Here is a 22,110-nt window from a genome sequence, read left to right as displayed (position 1 = left end):
AGGATCGGATGCTCCCACGACCCAGTCATCACAACCAGGCCCGCAGGGCAACTTCTCTATCTTACCCACCCCGTCCCGCTTGTCAAATCGGCGCGCCGTGCAGATCAGTGATCCGCAGCGCAGCTGTTGACAGTCGCAGAAGGGTGGATTCCCTATCCTAGACGCAAGCGCCAGATCTCTCAAGAGAGAGTGGAAGGGATTCGTTCTCCGCTTGAGGGGGGTGAAGCTCTCGGCTCCTCCGCGTCCCTGTGGGGCGAACAAGTAATAAGTTACGTGGGTTCCCGGGTTCTGGCAAATCGAGGGCCACCGCCCGGGCGTGTCGACGCCTCGCCCGTCAGGTTTCCACCGGATCAGGAGACGTTTCGGCTGCGCCAGGTGCGGCGGAGTACGATCGCGCCATGCCCACGCCCCCGGATGAGCCGCTCCTCGAGACGGCGCACGCACAAGCGGATGACGACGATCGTCGGGGCTCGCGTGACGGCGGTGAGCTGTTCGAGCGTGTGCTCGGTGAGATCGGGATCGCGGTCACTGACCGGTCGTCTGCGGCGCGCCCTGTCGTCCCGCTCTCCTCACGGCTGGACACGGCCACTCTCGCCTGGGGCAGTGTCAGCGCCGTGATGGTCGCCGCCGGTGGCTCACCCGAGTCCCTCGACCCCGCGCGGGTCGCCGTCGCGTACGGAAGTGACCGTGTGCTCACCGTCGACGGCGCCGCTCCGCCGGTGTGGTCGCCGTACTCCGGGTTCTGGCGAACCTCCGACGGCTGGATCCGCACCCACGGGAACTACCCCCATCACGCGGCCCGCCTGCGCGCAGGTCTCGGCCTGCGGGAAGGGGCAGGTGCCGAGGCGGTTCGCGACGTGCTCGCGGAGCAACCGAGCGCACCGGCCGTCGCCGCCATCACGGCCGCAGGAGGCCTGGCCGTTCGGGTGATGGCGGAGGCCCCCGCGACCGACCGGCTCCTCGGTGCGCGCCCGCTGCTCGAGATCAACCGCGTGGAGGCGGTGTCGCCCTCCCCCTCGTCGCGCTCGACACCGGCCGATGCCCGTTCAGAGCACCGCCCCCTCCAGGGAATGCGCGTACTCGACCTGACGAGGGTGATCGCCGGCCCCGTGTGCACGCGGACACTCGCGCTGCTCGGTGCCGATGTCCTGCGGATCGATCCACCGCAGCTGCCCGAGCCGGAATGGCAGCATCTCGACACGGGACACGGCAAGCGGTCCGCGGTGCTGGATGCGCGTGACCCGCAACTGGAGGAGCTGATCGAGCGGGCCGATGCCGTCGTCCTCGGATACCGTCCGGCCGCGCTCGATCGGCTCGGGCTGAATCCGGAGGAGCTCGCCCGCCGCCACTCCGGGCTGGTGGTCGCCCAGCTCAGCGCCTGGGGCACGGAGCATCCGGATCGGGCCGGATTCGACAGCCTGGTCCAAGCCGAGTCCGGTATCGCGCTCATCGAATCACCCGATGGTGACCGCCCGGGAGCACTCCCCGTGCAGGCACTCGATCACAGCGCCGGCTACCTCCTCGCGGCCGCGGTGACGAGGCTGCTTCGACAGCGTCCTCCACGCCCGGATGGCTCGTGGGTCGTTCGGACGTCGCTGCGCCGGGTCGCCGCAGAACTCCTCCTGATGCCTCGACGTCGGCAGCCGAACGCGGCACTCGGCTTCGCCGTCGATCCTCACGTCACCCGCTTCGTCCTCGAAGACACGAGCCTCACGACCGCTCGTCCGGCATTGCCCGGATTCGAGTTCGACGCTCCCCACCCCTGGGGGTCGGATCAGCCCCGCTGGTGACGACGCCCGCGCACCGCGAGCACGACGCAGAGCACCACGGTGATCACGCCCCAGAGTGCACACGCCGGAGGCAGCACACGGTAGGCGAGGTGCTGAACCGTGAACTCCGCATCGAGCGGACCGAACACGGCGAGACCCACCGCCCAGGCTCCGACCAGGATGACCGGCAGCGACACCCACCACGCCAGGCGGACCCCGTGCGGGATCGATTGCGCGGTGTCCAGCCGCGGCACACGACGACGGAGCCAGAGCAACGCCCAGATCCCGATGATCGCGAGACCGATCAGGCTCGATCCGTGCTGAAGCCACTTGAACCCGGGAAGCGGGCCCCACATCTCATCGAGAGCGGGGATCTGCTGCACACCCCATCGGCCCTCATGCGTGAACAGGTCCCACACGATGTGTGAGAGCACACCGATCAGGAACGACACCGCGAGAAGGACCGGATACGAGCGCTTCTCCCCCACCCCGACGGCTCGTCCCGCCGCGGCAGCCCCACCCTCACTCCACTCACGGGGAAGTCGGCGGGCCAGCCAGAGCGGAGCGAGCTCGGGTACCGCGGGGCGCAGCAGCACACGCCACACCAGGAACAGGACGAACGCGAGCAGCGCCGTCCACAGCACGTTCCCGAACGTGTGGGTAAAGGTGTAGTTCAGTCCGACGCCCCGCACGAACAGCGGAAGATCCGGGGTCATCGCACCGATCGCGATCGCCGCGGGCACCAGGGGCGTCCGCAGGAACGGCAGCGCGACGAGCGCGTGGCTGGGAGTGAACGGCATCCGTCTGGATCAGCCGATGAAGACGCCGGCGAGGGTCTTCTTGCCCCGACGCAGCACCGACACGCCTCCGGGGAGCGTCCCGCGGACGGTGGCGGCCTCGTCTTCCACGCGTTCGCCGTCCAGCGTCACGCCACCCTGGCCGATCGCGCGCCGAGCCTCGGAAAGGCTCGCCACGAGTTCGGTCGCCACCAGCGCTTCAGTCACCGGGGTATCCGCGGCGACCGTGGCATTCGGGAGTTCCTCGAGCGCGGTGCGGAGCGTGCCGGCATCGAGCGCGGTCAGGTCCCCCTGCCCGAACAGTGCCTCGGATGCGGCGATCACAGCTGCCGTCGCGTCGATGCCGTGCACGGTCGCGACCACCTCGAGCGCGAGACGCTTCTGAGCGGCGCGACGGAACGGCTCCGTCTCGACGAGCGCGGCGTACTCCTCGATCTCCGCCCTGCCGAGGAACGTGAAGACCTTGAGCCTGTCGATGACGTCACTGTCCGCCGTGCTCAGCCAGAACTGGTACATGCGGTACGGGCTGCACATCGCGGCATCGAGCCAGACGGCGTTCCCTTCGCTCTTGCCGAACTTGGTCCCATCGCTGTTCGTGATCAGCGGGGTGCCGATCGCATGCACGGAGACGCCTTCGGCGCGACGGATCAGGTCGGTGCCGCTGGTGAGGTTGCCCCACTGGTCGGATCCACCCGTCTGCAGGACGCAGTCGTACTGGCGGTACAGCTCGAGGAAGTCCATCCCCTGAAGGATCTGGTAACTGAACTCGGTGTAGCTGATGCCTTCGTCGGAGTTGAGGCGCGCGGCGACCGCATCCTTCTTCAACATCGTGCCGACGCGGAAGTACTTGCCGATCTCGCGCAGGAAATCGATCGCACTCAGCGGCGCGGTCCAGTCCAGGTTGTTGACGATGCGAGCCGCGTTGTCCCCCTCGAAGCTGAGGTAGCGCTCGACCTGCGTCCGCAGGCGCCCGACCCACTCCTCGACGGTCTCCCGCGTGTTCAGGGTGCGCTCCGCCGTGGGGCGGGGGTCGCCGATGAGTCCGGTCGATCCGCCGACGAGCCCGAGCGGCTTGTGACCGGCGAGCTGGATGCGGCGCAGCGTCAGCAACTGCACGAGATTGCCGAGGTGCAGGCTGGGTGCTGTCGGGTCGAAACCGCAGTAATACGTGATCGGGTCTCCCGCGAGAAGGGCGCGCAGCGCCTCCTGGTCGGTGGACACATGGACCAGGCCACGCCACACGAGCTCGTCCCACACGTTCTCGAACGTGGGGTCGATCGCCTGGGGTGCGGTCGTCAGATCAGCAGTTGACACGCGCTCCAGGCTATCAGCGCGGGCAGGGGCGAATCGCCTCACAGCGGTCCGTCGAGGAGAGCGATCTCGTCGACGGACAGGGCGATCGCGGCGGCGTCCATCGCGACTTCCAGCTGGTCGAGCTTGCTGCCACCGAGGATCGGGCGGATGCCCCGCGCGAGCTGCCATGCCAGCACGATCTGACCCCGTCCGAGACCCCGTGCGTCGGAGACCTCATCCAGCGCGGCGAGCCGACGTGCGGTTCCCGGGTGCTCATACACCTCGGGCACGGGCTTCGCGGGGTTGTCGTAGGCGCCGGAGAGCAGCGGGGTGTAGGCCCAGATCTCGATCCCGTTCGCCACCGCGAAGTCCCGCTGCTCGTCGCTCAGCACGCCGAAGGGATGGGCCACCCCGGGCGGAAGCGTGCCCGGGCGCGGGCGCAGGTACGTGCTGTTCAGCTGGAGCGCGTCGATGGGGGTGCTTCCGAGGGACTTCGCGTGCGCACGGGCACGCTCGATGCGCCAGGCCGGGTGGTTCGAGGCGCCGACGCGGCTCACGGTGGCGTCGGCGGTGAGCGCCGCGAGAGCATCCACGGTCTCCTCGATCGCCACCGTCCGGTCCTCCTGGTGGAGCCAGAGCAGATCGATCCGGTCGATACCCAAACGCTCGAGGCTCCCCTCGACGGCAGCGCGGATCGCACGCGGAGAGAGCCCGGCCCGGTGCTCGGGCCACGACCCCGGCCACAGGGGCTCGGCGCCGACCTTGGTCGAGATGCGGATCTGCTGCCGTGCATGTGGTCGCGCCGCGAGCCACCGTCCGAGCACCTCCTCGGACGCTCCGCCCTGCCCCGTGTCGCTCACCCAGAAGCTGTAGCAGTCGGCGGTGTCGATCCAGACTCCTCCGCGCTCGACGAAGCGGTCGAGCAGAGCGAACGAGGTCTCCTCATCGACGAGTGTGCCGAAGGACATCGCTCCCAGGACGAGCGGGGATACAGGGGTGTTCCGAGTGGTCATGACCTCACTCTGCAACCTGGAGTGCGCTCCAGGTCAAGCCCTATGCTCGGACCATGACCACGTACACGCCGGCGGAGGCTGCGGCACGCTCCGGTTTCAGCATCGACACGCTCCGCTACTACGAGCGCGAGGGCATCCTGCCCGCGGTGTCTCGCACAGCCGGCGGCCATCGCGCGTACACCGATACCGAGCTCGGACTCCTGGAATTCCTCAAGTGCCTCCGGGAGACCGGTATGCCGGTGGAACGCCTGCGTCGCTACGGCCAGCTCTGCCAGCGCGACGACACCGTTCCGGAGCGGATAGCTCTTCTCGAAGAGCACGCCGCGACGGTCGAGAAGCAACTCGCCGACGTTCTCGCGCAGCAGCGGCGTCTCCAGGAGAAGCTGGACTGGTACCGGTCGTCGAACTGACTCCGTCAGCTGTGCGCCGCCCACCAGACCAGGAAAGCGGCGCCGAGGGCGATCACCCAGCTGACGAGGCTGCCGACGAGGAAGTACTCCGCCCGAGCACCGGTTTCCCCGTCGCGGGAAATCTCTGGGAAGCGGACGATGCCCTTCGCGGCGAGCATCGCGGCGAGGATCGGATACGCCGCAGCGAGAGTGAGGATCAGGACGAGGATGCGCTCCAGCGGTCCGATCAGTCGTCCGCCCTTGAATCCGCCGCGAGGATCGCGGGGGGCTGACGCCACCTCGGCATCTGTCTCCGTGGCGGCGGCAGTTTCACTGGCGGCGGCGGTTTCCGGTGCGGCGGCGGTTTCCGGTGCGGCGGCGGTTTCCGGTGCGGCGGCGGTGTCGGCGACCGCTGTCACCGGCCTCACGGCCGGGTCTGCCGGGCGCCAGGTGTGCTCCCCGTCGAGCGCCGCACGGACGACGAGGTTCGCGGATTCCAGGAGGAACACCCCGGCGCCCAGTGCCAGCAGAGCAAGATCGAAGGGGACTTCTCCGAACGGTGACCGGAGGCGCCAGACCGCGCCGACCATGCCGGCGTCTGGACGAGCACCGAGCCCGACGACGGCGCCGACGCTCACGACCGCGAGCAGAACGGCGGGCCAGAACCCCAGAGGGGCGGGGCGCTCGGTGGGCATGCTCCACACCCAGAGCGCTCCGACCACCAGCGCGAGTGCCATGGGGAGAAGCGCGTCGCTGACGCTGCCGAGCAGGAGCAGGACCACGGTGACGGTGAGGTAGCCGATCCACCGGCGCGGGGCGAATTGACGCACCAGGTCGGCGGCGCCGACTGCCAGCAGGATGAAGCCGGCGACGATCATGCGCTCTCCCCTCGAAGCGCGGCCACTCCCTCGATGAGCGCGGCCGTGCCCGCGGTGCGCAGCGACTTCGAGACGCTGGGCTGCGTGATCCCTTCCTCCGCCGCGAGCTCCTGCTGCGATCGACCGAGCAGACGGCCGTAGGTGAGTCGCCGTTCCCGCTCGCTCATCGCGCCGACCAGCTCGTCGCGGACGAGGAGGTAGGCGTTCGATGCGGCGATCGTGCTCTCCATGACCTCATCCTGCCCCGGGGCTCCGACAATCCAGGACCGCGTGCGCGGCACGGCGCGACCCTCGCGCTCATGCACGGTCTCGATCGCGGCGCGGGCCGCGTACCAGCCGGGTCCGTCCGCGAGCTCGCGATGGACGGATTCGACCTGACGCACCTCCCCCACCCCGATCCCGAACCGGAAGGCGATACCGTCCGGCAGCCGCAGCTGGATCATCAGGAGCGACACCATCGCGTCGCTCAGATCGAGGTAGACACCCTGTTGCTCGTCTCCTACGGTGGGCGTGAGCGGCTGCGCGGCCAGCGGGAAGTCGACCTCGACCCTGGCTATGGTGTCGTCGAGGACGTGCTGCGCGGCGGTGCGATCGTCGAGCCGGCGAGAGCCCACGATGTCTGCGAGTACCGCGACGACCATGGCATAACCATAACACGCATAACTCTCGACTTATGCTCTAAATGGCTATATTCTGCGAACATGCCTGAATCGCACATCATCCCCTGGTCCCACGGAACATGGACCACCGCCCCCGCCTCCCCCTCCGGTCTCCCCGACGGCTCGGCTCCCCTCGACATCACCGCCGTGGAGGGCAGCGACGCCTGGCGGCACACCGCCTACGGCTTCGTGCACGACACCGAGCACGCCCTGCTCGCACCCCTCGCGGTCGGCGAGGCGATGGAGGTGTCGTTCCGCGCGCCCTGGGACGGACAGTTCGACCAGGCGGGTGTCTTCGTGCGGATCGACGACGAGCACTGGATCAAGACCGGCCTGGAGTACGCCGACGATCACCTCGGACTCGGCGCCGTGGTCACCGCCGGGGGCTCCGACTGGTCGGTCGGTCACGTCGATGAGTGGCTCGAGAGCGAGATCACGGTACGCGTCAGCCGCTGGGCGGACTCCGTGATCGTGCGCGCCCGCGCCGATGACGGACCGTGGCGTCTCGTTCGGGTCGCCCCGTTCGACGGCACGGCGACGGCATCCGCCGGACCGTTCCTCGCCGCGCCGACGCGCAGCGGACTCACGGTCCGGTTCACCCGGTGGGAACGGTCGTCGGCAGACACCGACCTCCACTGATCCGCTGCGGGCCGGCGACCCCGACGTCGACTAGATGCCGAGGGCGTGGGCGGCCGCCTGCGCGCGAGCGATGAGCTCGGCGCGCTGCTCGGCGACCCGCTCCGGAGCGGTGCCGCCGACGCCGGTACGCGATCCGACCGAACCCTCGATCGTGAGGACCTCGCGAACCTCGGGCACGAGATGCGGGGACACCGAGAGCAGCAGCTCATCGGAAGCGTCCTCCAGTCCGATCCCCTGCTCCTCGCACGCGCGCACGAGCGCACCCGAGATCTCATGGGCGTCGCGGAAGGGCACCCGGCGCTTCACGAGCCACTCGGCGACGTCGGTCGCGAGCGAGAAGCCCTGCGGTGCGAGTTCCGCCATCCGCGCGGTGTCGAAGCGGAGCGTCGCGATCATGCCGGCGAACGCGGGGAGCACGACCTCCAGGGTCTGCACCGAATCGAAGACCGGCTCCTTGTCCTCCTGCAGATCGCGGTTGTACGCGAGCGGGAGGCCCTTCAACGTGGCCAGCAGCCCCGACAGGTTGCCGATGAGACGGCCGGACTTGCCCCGGGCGAGTTCGGCGATGTCGGGGTTCTTCTTCTGCGGCATGATGCTGGAACCGGTCGAGTACCCGTCATCGAGGGTGACGAAGCCGAACTCGCGGGTGTTCCAGAGGATGATCTCCTCGGAGAGGCGCGAGAGATCGACACCGGTCATCGCCGTGATGAAGGCGAATTCGGCGACGACGTCACGAGCGGCAGTGCCGTCGAGCGAGTTCTCGGCCGGACGGTCGAGGCCCAGCTCCGTCGCCACGAGCACAGGATCGAGACCGAGCGTGGAACCCGCCAGCGCTCCCCCGCCGTAGGGCGAGACACCGGCGCGGCGACGCCAATCCACGAGCCGTTCCAGCTCCCGCACCAGCGGCCACCCGTGCGCCTGCAGGTGGTGGGCGAGCAGGACGGGCTGTGCGTGCTGCAGATGGGTGCGCCCGGGGAGGATCGCCGTCGGGTGCGCCTCCGCCTGGGCGACCAGTGCGTCGACGACGCGCAGGATGTCTCGCGCGATGCCCCGGGCGTGGTCGATCAGATACATGCGCACGAGCGTCGCGATCTGGTCGTTGCGGCTGCGACCTGCGCGCAGACGCCCGCCCAGCTCCGGTCCCAGCTCGGCGATCAGTGCCTGCTCGAGCGCACCGTGCACATCCTCGTCCGTCGGCACCGGGCGGAGGGAACCGTCTGCGACACGGCGAGCCACGGCATCCAGCCCCTCGTGCATCCGTCGTGCCTCGTCGGGTTCGAGGTATCCCGCGGCCTCGAGCGCGGTCGCATGGGCATGCGACCCGGCGATGTCGTACGGAGCGAGGATCCAGTCGAAATGCGTGGAACGGCTGAGCTCGACCAGCTCGGGCGAGGGCCCGGTGGCGAAACGTGCGCCCCAGAGCGCCCCCTCGTTGGTGCCTTCATGCGTCGAGTCGGTCATCACGCGTCCTTCTTGCCGAGCAGCCACACGAGAAGCGCCTTCTGCGCATGCAGCCGGTTCTCTGCTTCATCCCAGACGACGCTCTGCGGTCCGTCGATGACCGAGGAATCGACCTCGTAGCCGCGGTCCGCCGGGAGGCAGTGGATGAAGATCGCCTCCGGGTCGGCGAGCGTCATCGTCTCGGGGGTGACCTTGTAGCCGCCGAGGTCACGGATGCGCGCGATCTTCTCCTCCTCCTTGCCCATCGAGACCCAGGTGTCGGTCACGACCACGTCGGCCCCGGCGGCGGCCTCGACCGCGTCGGTGTACAGCGTGATCGATCCGCCGGTCTCGGCCGCACGGCGGTCGGCTGCCTCGATGACGTCGGCGCGCGGTGCATAGTCCTCGGGCGACGCGATGCGCACGTGCATCCCCGCCGTCACGCCGGCGAGGGCGTAGGAGTGCGCCATGTTGCTCTGCCCATCACCGAAGAACGTGAGCGTGAGACCCTTCAACTCGCCCTTGTGCTCACGAATCGTCAGCAGATCAGCGAGCAGCTGGCAGGGGTGGAAATCGTCGGAGAGCGCATTGATCACCGGCACGCGCGTGCCGGCGGCCATCTCCTCGAGTCCGGACTGCGCGTAGGTGCGCCAGACGATCGCGGCGACCTGGCGCTCCAGCACGCGTGCGGTGTCGGACGGTGTCTCCTTGCCCCCGAGCTGACTGCTCGCGGTGGAGATGATGAGCGGCGAACCACCGAGATCGGCGATGCCCACCGCGAACGACACCCGGGTGCGCGTCGAGGACTTGTCGAAGATCACCGCGACGGTCTGCGGCCCCGCGAGACTCTTGTCCGCCCAGCGGTCCTTCTTCAGTTCGAGGGCGAGGTCGAGGATCTCGGCCTGCTCGGTGGGCGTCAGGTCGTCGTCACGCAGCAGGTGGCGGGTCATGCGGATACCTTTCCGGAGAGGGAAGCCTGTACGTCGGCGAGGGCAGCGGTGAACAACTCACGGAACTCCGCGAGCTCGGCGTCACCGATCGTGAGGGCGGGCGCGATGCGGACCGTCTCCGGATTGGCGGCGTTGACGATGAGGCCGCGCTCCTGAGCGGCGGCGACCACGGCTCCGGCCACCGGCGCGGACAGCGCCGCACCGATGAGCAGACCTCGTCCGCGCACGCCGTCGACGAGCGGGGACTCCATGCCGAGCAGGAACTCACGCAGCTCGGCGCCCCGGCGGGCGGCGTTCTCGACCAGCCCGGCACTCTCGATCTCGGCGAGCACCGCGTCGGCGACCGCGGTCGCGAGCGGGTTCCCCCCGAAGGTGGAGCCGTGGGACCCCGGCGTGAAGAGCGCGCTGGCGGAGCCGTAGGTGACCAGTGCACCGATCGGGAAGCCACCACCGATGCCCTTGGCCAGGGTGATCGCGTCGGGCGTGATGCCCTCGTGACTGAACCCGAACCATGCACCCGTGCGGCCGGCACCGGTCTGGATCTCGTCGACGATCAGCAGCGCGCCGTGCGCGAGGGTCAGCGAGCGTGCAGCGGCGAGGTAGCCCTCCGGCAGCTCCACCACACCGGCCTCGCCCTGGATGGGCTCGACGATGACGGCGGCCACCCGATCATCCATCGCCGTCTGCAGCGCCTCGATCGTGGCCGGAATGTGCTCGACACCACCCGGCATCGGCTCGAAGGGCGCGCGCATCGAGGTCTTCGCGGTCAGGGCGAGGGAGCCCATGGTGCGTCCGTGGAAGCCGTTCTCGAGCGCGAGGATGCGCGGCCGTTCGACGCCGCCGTGCAGACGGGCGAGCTTGAACGCGGCTTCGTTCGCTTCCGCACCGGAGTTCGAGAAGAACACGCGTCCGTCGATCCCGGCACCGGCGAGGCGCTTGAGACGTGCGGCGAGGGCGAGCTGGGGCGGAGTGGCGAAGTAGTTCGACACGTGGGCGAGCGTCGCCGCCTGGGCCGACACCGCCTCCACGAAGGCCGGGTGCGCATGCCCGAGGGAGGTCACCGCGATTCCCGCGAGGAAATCGAGGTGGCGTCGGCCGTCGGCATCCCACAGGTACGAACCCTCGCCGCGGACCAGCAGCGCGAGCCGCTCCCCCGCGTTGAGCACGAGATCGCGTGCCGCATCGTCCTGCCAGACGGTCATGCCGTCACCTCATTCCTTCCCAGAACCACTTCGGTCCCGATTCCTTTGCTGGTGAAGAGTTCGACGAGCACCGAATGCGGCACCCGTCCGTCGATGATCGCCGCGGCATCGACGCCGCCCTCGACCGCGTCGAGACACGCGCGCATCTTCGGGATCATCCCGGACTCGAGCGTCGGAAGCATGTCGATGAGGGCCTCCGATGTGAGGCGCGAGACGAGCGAGTCGCGGTTCGGCCAATCGGCGTAGAGTCCGGGCACGTCGGTGAGGATCACGAGCTTGCGGGCGTTCAGAGCAACCGCCAGCGCCGCCGCCGCCGCATCCGCGTTGACGTTCAGCGACTGACCGGGGTGGTCGAGGTCGGGCGCGATGCTCGAGACCACGGGGATGCGCCCGGCCACGAGGTGGTCGTGCACCGGGGTCGGGTCGACTTCGACGACATCGCCGACGCGTCCGAGATCGACCTCTTCTCCGTCGATCACGACGCCGCGACGGCGTCCGCCGAAGAGACCGGCGTCCTCACCGCTGAGCCCGGTGGCGATCGGCCCATGGGAGTTGATCTTGGACACGAGCTGCGGGTTCACCTGACCGGTGAGCACCATGCGCACGACGCTGATCGCCTCGGTGTTGGTGACGCGGTAGCCGCCCTTGAACTCACTCGGGATCTCGAGGCGCTGCAGCATGTTCGAGATCTGCGGACCGCCGCCGTGGACGACGACCGGCAGCACGCCGACGTACCGGAGATACGCGATGTCCTGCGCGAAGGCGTCCTGCAGCTCTTCCGAGACCATCGCGTTGCCGCCGTACTTGATGACGACGATCTGATCGCGGAACTTCTTCAGCCACGGGAGGGACTCGATGAGGGTCGTGGCCTTCTGCGCGGCGACCTCGGCCGGCGTGTCCTGGATGTCGGTCATGAGGCGTACGCGCTGTTCTCGTGCACGTAATCGTGCGTGAGGTCGTTGGTGAGCACCGTGGCCGCGGCCTCGCCCGACTTCAGATCGATCACGACGTGGGTGGCGCGCGGGGTGAGGTCGACCTCTTCCCGCGGACGGTCGGGACCGCCTTCGGTGCACACGCGGACGCCGTTCATCCAGACGTCGACGTCATAGGGATCGAACTGCGCGTTCGTGGTGCCGATCGCGGCGAGCACACGTCCCCAGTTCGGGTCGTTGCCGAAGATCGCCGCCTTGAAGAGGTTGTTGCGTGCCACGGACCGGCCGACCTCGACCGCGTCCTGCTCGGACACCGCCTGCCGGACCTCGATCGTGATGTCGTGGCTCGCGCCTTCCGCGTCACCCTGCAGCTTGACCGCGAGTTCCTGACACAGTTCCCTGAGGGCGGCGGCGAAGTCGTCGAGGTCCGGGGCGACCTCCGAGGCACCGTTGGCGAGAAGCGTGACCTGATCGTTGGTCGACATGCACCCGTCCGAATCGAGCCGGTCGAACGTCTTCCCGGTCGCGCGGCGCAGAGCCTCGTCGGCCTGCAGCGGTTCGAGGACGGCATCGGTCGTGATCACCACGAGCATCGTGGCGAGTCCGGGCGCGAGCATCCCGGCCCCCTTGGCCATGCCGCCGATGGTCCAGCCGTCGCGGCTGATCACCGCCGTCTTCGCGACCGTGTCCGTGGTCATGATCGCGTGAGCGGCGTCGTCCCCGCCGTCTGCGCTGAGCTCGGCGATCGCCTGCTCCGTGCCGGCGAGCACCCTCGCCCGAAAGGTCTCGTCTCCGGTGCCGATGAGCCCCGTGGAGCAGATCAGCACGTCGCCGGCGCTGACCCCGAGGAGTTCGGCTGCCTTCTCCGCGGTCTGGTGCGTCGTCTGGAAGCCGAAGGAGCCGGTGAAGCAGTTCGCCCCTCCGGAGTTGAGCACGACGGCTTCGACGACGCGATCGGCCACGGCCTGCTGCGACCAGATGATCGGATTCGCCTTGGCACGGTTGCCGGTGAAGACGGCGGCGCCGACCTTGCGCGGTCCCCGGTTGACGACGACGGCCACGTCCGGCTTGCCTGTCGACTTGAGTCCTGCGGCGACACCGGCCGCTTCGAATCCTGCGGGGGCGGTGACGCTCACGGCGCGACTCCGTTCAGTGAGAGGGCGCGGGCCTCGGGCAGTCCCAGCGCGATGTTCATGGATTGGATGGCAGCGCCGGCGGTGCCCTTGACGAGGTTGTCGACGGCGGTGACCACGGTGACGCGGTTGGCGGAACGGTCGATCGCGAGACCGATCAGTGCGGTGTTCGCGCCGAGCACGTCGGCGGTCCGCGGGAATCGTCCTTCCGGGAGCAGCTGCACGAAGGTCTCCTCCCCGTACGCGCTCTGCCAGGCGTCCCGGATCTGCGCATCCGTAGCGCCGGACGCGATCGGCGCCGTCGAGGTGGCGAGGATGCCGCGCGACATCGGGACCAGCACCGGGGTGAAGGAGATCCGGATGCCGTCGGGGTCTGCGCCGGAGGCTGCGGCGAGCGCCTGACGGATCTCGGGAATGTGCCGGTGGGTTCCACCGACGGCATACGGGTTCGCGGATCCGAGGATCTCGCTCGCCAGGAGATTCGTCTTGAGGCTCTTCCCCGCACCGGACAGGCCGACCGCCAGCACCGAGACGATGTCGGAGGCGTCGATGACCCCGGCGGCCACTCCCGGGGCGAGGCTGAGGCTCACGGTGGAGGCGTTGCAGCCGGGAGCGGCGATGCGCGTCGCACCCCGGAGGTGCTCGCGCTGCTTCACGCCGTCGACCAGGAGCTCCGGCACGCCGTAGGTCCACGCCTCATGGAACGCACCGCCGTAGAACGCGTCCCAGGCCGCGGCCGACGTGAGCCGATGGTCGGCTCCGGCGTCGATCACGAGCGGGGCGTCGCCCAACGCGTCGGTGTACTGACCGGACTGCCCGTGCGGGAGCGCCAGGAAGACGATGTCGTGGCCGGACAGGATGTCCGGTGTGGTCTCCTGCAGCGTGAGGTGCGCCAGGGAGCGCAGGTGCGGCTGGTGATCGACGAGGGGTTGCCCGGCGTTCGAATGCGCCGTGACGGTGCGGATCTCCATGTCGGGATGGTCTGCCAGGAGGCGTAGGATCTCGCCGCCTGCGTAGCCGGATGCGCCGGAGACGGCGACGGAATACGTCATGCTTCTACCTTAACGGTCGGGTCTTCCTCGAAAGGAGGACCGAGGGGCGGGGCCGGAGGCGGCGACACCGGCACTCACCGCCGAAAGGGGGCAGGCAGGAGGGCGGGGTCGCCTACAGTCGGCGGCCGCGGCGTCGGCGCACAGCGATGACGCTCGGAGCGAGCGTCGGAGAAGCGGTGGCGGCCGAAGGCATGTCGCGACAGTAGCGCGGCCCCGGCGGCCACCGCAAATCCGGGCCGTCATCCGGCGGGCGAGAACTCCATCGGTGCGGCGAAGAAGGCCAGCTCGTGCGCGCTCGAGACCTCGAACACGCGGCTCATCCTCGCGCGGGTCGCGGCGTCCGCCCGTGCGGCTGCTCCGGACGCGTAGAGGATCGCCGTCTCGGTCGCCTCCTCGAACGCAGGGTCGGCGTATGTCGCGAGCCAGGAGGCGAAGGGATGCTGCGGATCCCGCGCGTACTCGCCGAACTCCCCGGCATGCAGGCGCCGGCCGAGGTCGGTGTAGAGCCAGAAGCAGGGAAGGACGGCTGCGACGATCTCGGCGTAGTCCCCGCCGAATGCGACCGACCTGAGGTGATCGAGGTAGGCCGTGGTCGCAGCCGACGGCTCCGCGGCGAACGTCGCAGCGCTCACCCCCTGCTGCGGCGTCAACCAGGACGCATGGAGTTCGAGCTCGCCGACGATGGACCCGTGGGCGGAGTGCGCCCAGAACGCCTGCTCAGCCGACGTCGGGGCTCGTCGCGCCGCCTCCGACAGCACCCGGGCGTACTCGCGCAGGTACAGGGCATCCTGCGCGAGGTACGCGAGGAAGGGCTCGCGCTCCAGCGAGCCGTCTGCAAGGGCACGGATGAACGGCAGCTCGTCGATCTGTGCGCGGATGTCGGCGATGCGCTCCCACCACTCGGCAGCGACCTCCGAGGCAGCGACCTCCGACGCAGCGACTCCGCTCGTCGTGTCCGCCCGCGCCCACAGTCCGGAGAAGTGGTTGATGGGGCCGTGCCCGCGCCCCACCCGCAGTGCTTCCCCCGCACGGAGCGATTCACGCAGCCAGCTCCGCGCCGCGCGGACCGCCTGCTCCGGCTCCAGACCCCGTGCCAACAGCGTGGCGAGGGCAGAGGAGAGCGAGCAGCCGGTGCCGTGGGTGCTCGAGGTGACGATACGCGTCCCGCTGTACTCCTGACGTCGCCCGTGACGAGCGTCGATCAGCGCATCCGGGGCGTCGTTCCCCGCGAGATGTCCGCCCTTGACCAGCACGGCGACCCCCACATCCGTCGACAGGTCTTCCGCAGCGGCGATCGCCTCCGACCAGTCCCCGACGTCGCGCCCCGAGAGCACGGCGAGCTCGGCCAGGTTCGGGGTCACGAGCGTGGCGCGACGGAGCAGATCCCGCAGTTCCCGCTCCGCATCCGGCTCCAGGAGCCGATCCCCCGAAGTCGCCACCATCACCGGATCGAGGACGACGATCGGCGGACGGGCCCGGTCGAGCCAGGCAGCGACCGTCCGGATGACCTCGGCGTCGGCGAGCATCCCGATCTTCACCGCGTCGATCACGATGTCATCCGACACCGCGTCGAGTTGGGCGCGGAGGAACTCCGCCGGCGGCACGTGCACGCCGCGCACGCCCTGGGTGTTCTGCGCGGTCAGCGCGGTGAGCACGGCCATGCCGTATCCGCCGTTGGCCGCGATCGACTTGATGTCGGCCTGGATCCCTGCGCCACCGGACGGGTCGCTCCCGGCGATGCTCAGCACACGCGGAACGGAACCTGCGAGCCACCGCCGCCGGAAAGCACGGGCGGTCGCCGCGGGGTCTTCCGCCGCGCACAGCGCCGAGACCACGGCGATGCCGGCTGCACCGGCGTCCCGCAGTGCCTCGGCATCGTCGAGCCCCACACCGCCGATCGCGACGCACGGGAGAGAACTGCGTGCGACGAAGTCACGGAATCCGTCGACTCCGAGCGGCGCCGGGTGATCCGGTTTCGTCGCGGTGGGACGGATCACGCCGACCCCCAGGTAGTCGACCGTCCCCACCGGCAGGGCGAGCACGGCCTCGAGGTGCGCGGCACTGTTCGCCGTGAGGCCGATCAGCGCATCGGGTCCCAGTACCTCGCGCGCCCGCCGCACGGACGCATCGCCCTGCCCCAGATGCACGCCGTCGACGCGCGCACCCCGTTCGCGGGCGGCGACGGCAGCATCCAACCGGTCGTTCACGACGAGGAGCGCCCGTCCGTCGATCACCCGCGACACCGCGATCAGCTGTTCGACGATCTCGGCCTCCGTCGCGGTCTTGTCCCGCACCTGGACGACGCGCACACCACCCTCCACAGCCTGACGGACGGTCTCGACGACACCACGATCACCGCAGAGCTCGGGATCGGTCACGAGATAGAGCGAGAGATCGACGGTCACCGTGCACCGCTCTCGACGCGAGCCTCGGCGACGAGGTCTTCCGGGCGCAGCGCTGCGAGTGCATCCAGCAGCGAGACCGCGAAACTGCCCGGACCCCGCGCTGTCGTTGCGGCATGCTCGGCGGCGATCGTGTATCCGAGGCTCGCGGCGGCGACCGCCGTGAGCGCATCGTGCCCCGTCACCCTGGCGGCGCCGAGGAGCGCGGCCATGACCGCGCCGAGGGCACAACCGCCACCGGTGACCCTGGTCAGGAGCTCATGACCGTTCGCGAGTCGCAGGATCCGCTCGCCGTCGGTGAGGAGATCGACCGGCCCCGAGACCGCGACCACGGCACCCGTCCTCGTCGCCAGGGCAGCCGCCGCGTCGGCAGCGGCATCCGTGCTGTCCGTCGCGTCGACACCTCGGCCACCCGCGCTGACGCCGGCGAGGGCGAGGATCTCGGAGGCGTTGCCTCGGATCGCGGTCGGTCGCTGATTGGCCAGGTCATGCGCCAGCGCCGTGCGGATCGGCAGGGTGCCGATCGCGACCGGGTCGAGCACCCACGGTGTCCCGGACTCGGTCGCGCCGGCGACGGCTTCGAGGATCGCAGCCCGCTGCTCCGGCGTGGGCGTGCCGAGGTTGATCAGGAGGCCGGAGGCGACTCCGGCGAACAGCTCGGCCTCGCCGACGATGTCGACCATCGCGGGTGCCGCACCGGCGGCGAGCAGCACGTTGGCCGTGAACCCCGTGACGACCGCGTTGGTGATGCAATGCGTCAAGGGCGGAGCCTCACGCACCACCTCCCACAGCGCCGCGGCGGAGCCGACGAGATCGGAGGTGGATTCAGGACGCAGAAGATCGCTCATCGCGACATCCCTTCGCTAGTACGAACTAGATCAGGTTCGACGGGTCTGTTCTCAGCCGCGGATGCGGCACCCCGTGTCACTGCTCGCAGTCTAGCGATCGGCCAGGAGCGCGCGTTCCTCCGCCCGGGTGAGTCCGGCACGTCGCGACCGATCGACGCCGCGGGCGCGCTCGTCGACGATGACCCGCCCGATCGTGTCGGCGAGGGCGCGGAGCGATCCTCCCGACGCACGGAACGCTGCGTTGGACCGCGTCATGAATCCCGTCATCTCCGGCGGCAGCCACAGCGGAAGCGACCGCGGTCCGGCCCAGTGCTCGACCTCCCGAGCGACGAGCCAGTCCTCGTCAGCGACGACCGTGTCACCGGTGTGCCCTGCTGCCGAACGTACCGCCTCCAGCACGTCGGAGAGCGAATGCCTGTCACCGATCGCGTTCACCACGCCGCTCCGAGTCGCCGTGACGATGAACTCGGCCAGGTCGTCGACATCGATCACCTGCGCAGCTCTCCCCTCGAGCGGTGGCAGCAGCACCGGCTCCGCGCCGGCGCGCGTGAACGCCGCCGCCCAGTATCCGAACCTGTCGCTCGGATCTCCGTCCCCGACGATGAGCCCGGGGCGCACGATGAAGGCCCGCGCTCCGAGCGCCGAGACGGCGTCTTCGGCCGCGGCCTTCTGCGCCCCGTACTCGTAGACGTCTCCGGGACGGGCGGGCGGATGACGGGGAGCTGATTCGTCGGCCCCGACCGTCTCATCATCGGCGTACACCGACATCGAGGACACATAGGTCCACCGTGCCGTGCGCGCACCGAGAGCGTCGACGGCACGAGCGACGTGCGACGCCTGCGAGGAGATGTCGACCACATGGTCCCAGTCGCGCTGCGCGAGTGCGTCGTACGCCTCGGCAGTCTCCCGGTCTCCGCGCACGAGCTCGGCACCCTCGGGCGCAGGTCGTGTTCCGCGGGCGAGACAGGTCACTGCCGCACCGGCATCGACCCATCGACGCGCGATCCGCCCCGAGAGCCAGCCCGTACCGCCGAGGATCAGCACATTCGACATGGCTTCATGTCAGCAGGAATCGACCACCCGCGAAAGAGCTTCCGCTCAGAGCAGATCGCGCCCGAGGCCGTGCTCAGTCGCGCAGCGCCGCCCCGAACCGTTCGGCCGCCACCGCGACGCCCGCGAGCTTGGCCTCGGTGGCCTCCGCAGCGGTGAGGGTGCGGTCGTCGGCACGGAACCGCAGGGCGAACGTCAGGCTCTTGGAGCCTTCCGGCACCCCGTCCCCGCGATAGTCGTCGACGAGACGCACGGACTCGAGCATCGCACCGGCGCCCTCGGCGAGAGCCGCCTGCACATCCGCGGCGGGCACCTCGGCCGGCAGCGTCAGCGAGACGTCCTGCGTGGCAGCAGGGAACGTCGACAGCGACGCGGCCACGACACGGCCGCCCGCGAGCGACAGGACGCGGTCGAGGTCCAGCTCGAACACGGTCGCACGGCCGGGGAGGTCGGCGCCCTCCGCCACGGCGGGGTGCAGCTCGCCGACGTAACCGACCTCTTCCCCGGCGATCCGGAGGGATCCGGTGCGGCCGGGGTGGAGTGCGGCGCGCTCGGCCTGCACGACGTCGATCTCGACTCCGGCGGCGGCGGCGATCACACGGACGGCGTCCAGCGCCTCGACCAGACCGGCGGGTTCGGCCGGGCGACCGGGCTGGCGCGGTGACACGTGGCCGGTGAGCAGCGCCGAGACGAACCGGTGCTGCGGCGGGATCGAGGCGTTCAGCGCGGCCAGCGTCTCTTCCGACGGGCGCTCCCCCAGGGGCGGCACATCCTCCGTGCCGTACTCCACACCGGGCTCGGGCAGGAACACGACACCGGTCTCGAAGATCGCGAGGTCGGTGAGCCCGCGCGAGATGTTGCGGTGCGCGGTCTGCAGCAGACCGGGGATGAGCGATCGACGCAGGGAGGGCGCCTGACCATCGAGCGGATTCGCCAGGCGGATGCTCGGCAGGTGCTCCCCCGACGCGGAACCGTGCAGGTCGTTCTGCACCTCGGTGGTGAACGGGAACGACGGTGTCTCGACGAGCCCCGCGGCGGCCAGGGCATCGGCCACGCGACGGCGACCCTGCTGATGCGCGGTGAGCCCGCGACCGGACGGGGGCGTCGGCAGCACCGAGGGGATGCGGTCGAGCCCGTGGATGCGGGCGACCTCCTCGGCGAGCGTCCACTTGTCGGTCAGGTCGGGACGCCAGGTCGGCGGGATCACGATCCAGCCGGACCCTGTCTCGGAAGCGGTGACGTCAGCGCCGATGGTGGTCAGCGCCCCGGTGATCTCGTCGTCGGTGTAGTCGACGCCGATCAGACCCGGCACGAATCCGGCCGGGAGCTCGATCTCGCCGACGAAGACCTCGGCGAACAGTGCGCCGCCTTCCTCGGTGAGCGTGCCACCGGCGAGCTCGACCATCAGGTCGGCCGCCCGGCGCGCGGCCGCGAAGGGGATGAGCGGATCGACGCCGCGCTCGAAGCGCTTGGACGCCTCGCTGGGCAGCTTGTGACGGCGTGCCGAGCGGGCGATGGTCGTCGGGTCGAAGGTCGCGGCCTCGATGAGCACGTTCCTGGTGGTGTCGCTCATCTCCGTCGTGCCGCCGCCCATGACACCGGCGAGGCCGATCGGACCCGACTCGTCGGTGATGAGCAGGTCTTCCACGTGCAGCGCGCGCTCGACGCCATCGAGCGTGGTCATCTTCTCGCCCGGGGTCGCGCGCCGCACGGTGATGCCGCCGGTGAGCTTGTCGAGGTCGTATCCGTGCAGCGGCTGGCCGAGTTCGAGCATCACGTAGTTGGTGATGTCGATCAGCACGCCCAGCGAACGCATGCCCGCGAGGCTGAGCCGCGCGACCATCCACGGCGGAGTCGGGCGCGAGGGGTCGACCCCCCGAACGACGCGGGTCACGAACTCGCTCGCACCGACACGGCCGCGGACCGGCGCGGTGTCGTCGACCACGGTGGTGTGGCCGGTGCCCGGCTGCAGTTCGGCGAAGTCACGCTCGGCGGGATCGCGGAAGTCCGCTCCGGTGGCGTGCGCGTATTCGCGGGCCACACCGCGCAGCGAGAACGCGTATCCGCGGTCAGGCGTGACGTTGATCTCCACTGCCACGTCGTCGAGACCGAGCAGCGCGATCGCGTCGGTACCGACAGGAGCATCGATGCCGAGATCGGACAGCACGACGATGCCGTTGTGCTCGTCGCCGAGGCCCAGCTCCCGCGCGGACGCGATCATGCCGTCGGAAACATGACCGTAGGTCTTCCGTGCGGCGATCGGGAACGGACCGGGCAGCACGGCACCGGGCAGCGTCACGACGACCTTGTCACCGGCCACGAAGTTGTGCGCACCACAGACGATGCCGCGGATGCCGCCGTTCGCCTCGCCCACATCCACCTGGCACCAGTTGATGGTCTTGCCGTTGGACTGCGGCTCGGCCTCGAGCGACACGACCTGTCCGACCACCACGGGACCCGTGATGTCGAAGCGGTGCACGTCCTCCTCTTCGAAGCCGACGGTCACCAGCGCGCCGAGGACGTCCTCGGGCGTGGCATCCGCTGCCAGATCGACGTACTCACGCAGCCACGAAAGCGGGACGCGCATCACACCACCATCCCGTACTGCTCGCTGAATCGGACATCACCCTCGGCCATGTCGCGCATGTCCTGGACGTCACTGCGGAACATCAGGCCCCGCTCGATGCCCATGCCGAACGCGAAGCCGCTGTACTCCTCCGGATCGATCCCGGCCGCGCGCAGCACGTTCGGGTTGACCATGCCGCAGCCGCCCCACTCGATCCAGCGCGCGCCGCCCTTGAAGGTCGGGTGCCACAGGTCGAGCTCGGCGGAGGGCTCGGTGAAGGGGAAGTAGTTGGTGCGGAAACGCGTCTTGGCCTCGGGGCCGAAGAGCAGCTTCGCGAAGTGATCGAGAGTGCCCTTGAGGTGGGCCATCGTGATGCCCTTGTCGATCACGAGGCCCTCGAACTGGGTGAACACCGGCAGGTGCGTGGCGTCGAACTCATCGGTCCGGTACACCCGCCCGGGGCACAGCACGTAGATCGGCACCTCGCGGTCGAGCATCGAGCGCACCTGCACGGGACTCGTGTGGGTGCGCATCACGAGATGGCGCGATGTCGGGTCCACGTAGAACGTGTCCTGCTCCTGGCGCGCGGGGTGGTCGACGTCGAAGTTCAGGGCGTCGAAGTTGAACCACTCGTGCTCGAGCTCCGGTCCCTCCGCGATCTCCCAGCCCATGCCGACGAAGATGTCGCAGACCTGGTCCTGGAGGAGCGTGAGCGGGTGCCGGGCACCGACGCGGGTGCGAGAAGGCACAGCCGTGATGTCGATGCGCTCGGCTTCGAGTCGCGCAGCGACCTCCGCCTCGGCGAGCTCGGCCTCCTTGGCGGCGAGCGCCTTCGTCACCTGCCCGCGCCCCTGCCCCACGAGCTTGCCGAACGCGGCCTTGTTCTCGGGGGCGACCTGTCGCATCGAGGCGTTCAGGACCGCGAGCGGCGATCCGTCGGCGACGTGTGCGGCGCGGGCCGCCTTCAGCTCGGCGGTGTCGGCGGCTGCGGCGATGGCCGCGAGGGCATCGGCGACCGCGGCTTCGACCGCTTCCGGGGTGATTTCAGGAGACTCTGACACGAGAGTCGAGTCTACCGGGGGCTCGTGGCCTCACCGT

The 22,110-nt window shown here is 69.7% G+C and carries 19 protein-coding genes and 1 riboswitch; of the genes, 3 read left to right on the top strand and 16 right to left on the bottom strand.

Going from position 1 to position 22,110, the window contains the following annotated elements:
- The first annotated feature begins 398 nt into the window (after positions 1 to 398).
- A complete protein-coding gene (locus L978_RS16405) occupies positions 399 to 1,790 on the top strand; it encodes a CoA transferase (protein WP_052193819.1) in 1,392 nt (463 codons plus the stop codon).
- Here the strand turns inward: L978_RS16405 and L978_RS16400 are convergent.
- From L978_RS16400 to L978_RS16390, 3 genes are read right to left on the bottom strand one after another with little or no spacing between them, the layout of a single operon-like run.
- The gene (locus L978_RS16400) at positions 1,775 to 2,569 is read right to left on the bottom strand and encodes a DUF4184 family protein (RefSeq protein ID WP_047524353.1); all 795 of its coding nucleotides are present in this window, start codon (positions 2,567 to 2,569) and stop codon (positions 1,775 to 1,777) included. The genes L978_RS16405 and L978_RS16400 overlap by 16 nt on opposite strands.
- A 9-nt stretch (positions 2,570 to 2,578) precedes the next feature.
- Entirely contained in the window at positions 2,579 to 3,880 is a 1,302-nt protein-coding gene (gene tyrS, locus L978_RS16395) for a tyrosine--tRNA ligase (RefSeq protein WP_197055680.1), read from the bottom strand.
- Positions 3,881 to 3,918: 38 nt separating this feature from the next.
- Positions 3,919 to 4,872 (bottom strand): aldo/keto reductase, encoded by a 954-nt coding sequence (locus L978_RS16390; RefSeq protein WP_047524352.1) that lies wholly within the window; start codon positions 4,870 to 4,872, stop codon positions 3,919 to 3,921.
- Between the two features lie 53 nt (positions 4,873 to 4,925).
- Here L978_RS16390 and L978_RS16385 point away from each other — a divergent pair, with 53 nt between their 5' ends.
- Positions 4,926 to 5,282: a MerR family transcriptional regulator gene (locus L978_RS16385; RefSeq protein WP_047524351.1), complete on the top strand. Its 357-nt coding sequence runs from the start codon at positions 4,926 to 4,928 to the stop codon at positions 5,280 to 5,282.
- Positions 5,283 to 5,287: 5 nt separating this feature from the next.
- On the opposite strand, the gene L978_RS16380 is transcribed toward L978_RS16385, so the two are convergent.
- Both L978_RS16380 and L978_RS16375 read right to left on the bottom strand, forming a co-directional pair.
- Positions 5,288 to 6,139: a hypothetical protein gene (locus L978_RS16380; protein WP_047524350.1), complete on the bottom strand. Its 852-nt coding sequence runs from the start codon at positions 6,137 to 6,139 to the stop codon at positions 5,288 to 5,290.
- Positions 6,136 to 6,780, bottom strand: a complete 645-nt coding sequence (locus L978_RS16375; protein WP_047524349.1) for a SatD family protein — start codon at positions 6,778 to 6,780, stop codon at positions 6,136 to 6,138. The genes L978_RS16380 and L978_RS16375 overlap by 4 nt, the downstream gene beginning before the upstream one ends.
- A gap of 60 nt (positions 6,781 to 6,840) precedes the next feature.
- Between L978_RS16375 and L978_RS16370 the strand changes: the two genes are divergently transcribed.
- Entirely contained in the window at positions 6,841 to 7,437 is a 597-nt protein-coding gene (locus tag L978_RS16370; protein WP_047524348.1) for a DUF1349 domain-containing protein, read from the top strand.
- 30 nt (positions 7,438 to 7,467) lie between these two features.
- On the opposite strand, the gene argH is transcribed toward L978_RS16370, so the two are convergent.
- The 11 genes from argH to pheS all read right to left on the bottom strand — a co-directional run bounded on the left by argH (position 7,468) and on the right by pheS (position 22,073).
- A complete protein-coding gene (argH, locus tag L978_RS16365) occupies positions 7,468 to 8,898 on the bottom strand; it encodes an argininosuccinate lyase (RefSeq protein ID WP_047524347.1) in 1,431 nt (476 codons plus the stop codon).
- Positions 8,898 to 9,827: an ornithine carbamoyltransferase gene (gene argF / locus L978_RS16360; protein ID WP_047524346.1), complete on the bottom strand. Its 930-nt coding sequence runs from the start codon at positions 9,825 to 9,827 to the stop codon at positions 8,898 to 8,900. The genes argH and argF overlap by 1 nt, the downstream gene beginning before the upstream one ends.
- Positions 9,824 to 11,029: an acetylornithine transaminase gene (locus L978_RS16355; RefSeq protein ID WP_047524345.1), complete on the bottom strand. Its 1,206-nt coding sequence runs from the start codon at positions 11,027 to 11,029 to the stop codon at positions 9,824 to 9,826. Before L978_RS16355 ends, argF begins: the two co-directional genes overlap by 4 nt.
- Entirely contained in the window at positions 11,026 to 11,943 is a 918-nt protein-coding gene (gene argB, locus L978_RS16350) for an acetylglutamate kinase (protein ID WP_047524344.1), read from the bottom strand. Before argB ends, L978_RS16355 begins: the two co-directional genes overlap by 4 nt.
- Positions 11,940 to 13,097 (bottom strand): bifunctional glutamate N-acetyltransferase/amino-acid acetyltransferase ArgJ, encoded by a 1,158-nt coding sequence (gene argJ / locus L978_RS16345; RefSeq protein ID WP_047524343.1) that lies wholly within the window; start codon positions 13,095 to 13,097, stop codon positions 11,940 to 11,942. The genes argB and argJ overlap by 4 nt, the downstream gene beginning before the upstream one ends.
- Positions 13,094 to 14,146, bottom strand: coding sequence for an N-acetyl-gamma-glutamyl-phosphate reductase (gene argC, locus L978_RS16340; protein WP_047524342.1), 1,053 nt, complete (start codon positions 14,144 to 14,146; stop codon positions 13,094 to 13,096). The genes argJ and argC overlap by 4 nt, the downstream gene beginning before the upstream one ends.
- A 239-nt stretch (positions 14,147 to 14,385) precedes the next feature.
- The gene (locus L978_RS16335) at positions 14,386 to 16,551 is read right to left on the bottom strand and encodes a bifunctional hydroxymethylpyrimidine kinase/phosphomethylpyrimidine kinase (RefSeq protein WP_047524341.1); all 2,166 of its coding nucleotides are present in this window, start codon (positions 16,549 to 16,551) and stop codon (positions 14,386 to 14,388) included.
- Positions 16,548 to 17,396, bottom strand: a complete 849-nt coding sequence (thiM, locus tag L978_RS16330; protein WP_047524340.1) for a hydroxyethylthiazole kinase — start codon at positions 17,394 to 17,396, stop codon at positions 16,548 to 16,550. Before thiM ends, L978_RS16335 begins: the two co-directional genes overlap by 4 nt.
- A riboswitch (TPP riboswitch) is annotated at positions 17,387 to 17,480 on the bottom strand. It overlaps the preceding gene by 10 nt.
- Positions 17,481 to 17,486: 6 nt before the next feature.
- On the bottom strand, positions 17,487 to 18,449 hold the full coding sequence (locus L978_RS16325; RefSeq protein WP_047524339.1) for an NAD-dependent epimerase/dehydratase family protein: 963 nt from the start codon (positions 18,447 to 18,449) through the stop codon (positions 17,487 to 17,489).
- 73 nt (positions 18,450 to 18,522) lie between these two features.
- Complete coding sequence (gene pheT, locus L978_RS16320; RefSeq protein WP_047524338.1) at positions 18,523 to 21,033, bottom strand: phenylalanine--tRNA ligase subunit beta; 2,511 nt, start codon at positions 21,031 to 21,033, stop codon at positions 18,523 to 18,525.
- The gene (gene pheS / locus L978_RS16315) at positions 21,033 to 22,073 is read right to left on the bottom strand and encodes a phenylalanine--tRNA ligase subunit alpha (protein WP_047524337.1); all 1,041 of its coding nucleotides are present in this window, start codon (positions 22,071 to 22,073) and stop codon (positions 21,033 to 21,035) included. Before pheS ends, pheT begins: the two co-directional genes overlap by 1 nt.
- Positions 22,074 to 22,110: the final 37 nt, after the last annotated feature.

The organism is Microbacterium sp. ZOR0019, from assembly GCF_000800925.1.
In the GTDB taxonomy this organism is placed as follows: domain Bacteria; phylum Actinomycetota; class Actinomycetes; order Actinomycetales; family Microbacteriaceae; genus Microbacterium; species Microbacterium aurugineum.
Note: the sequence above shows the minus strand (reverse complement) of the source record. Positions and strands in the feature narration are given on the sequence as shown.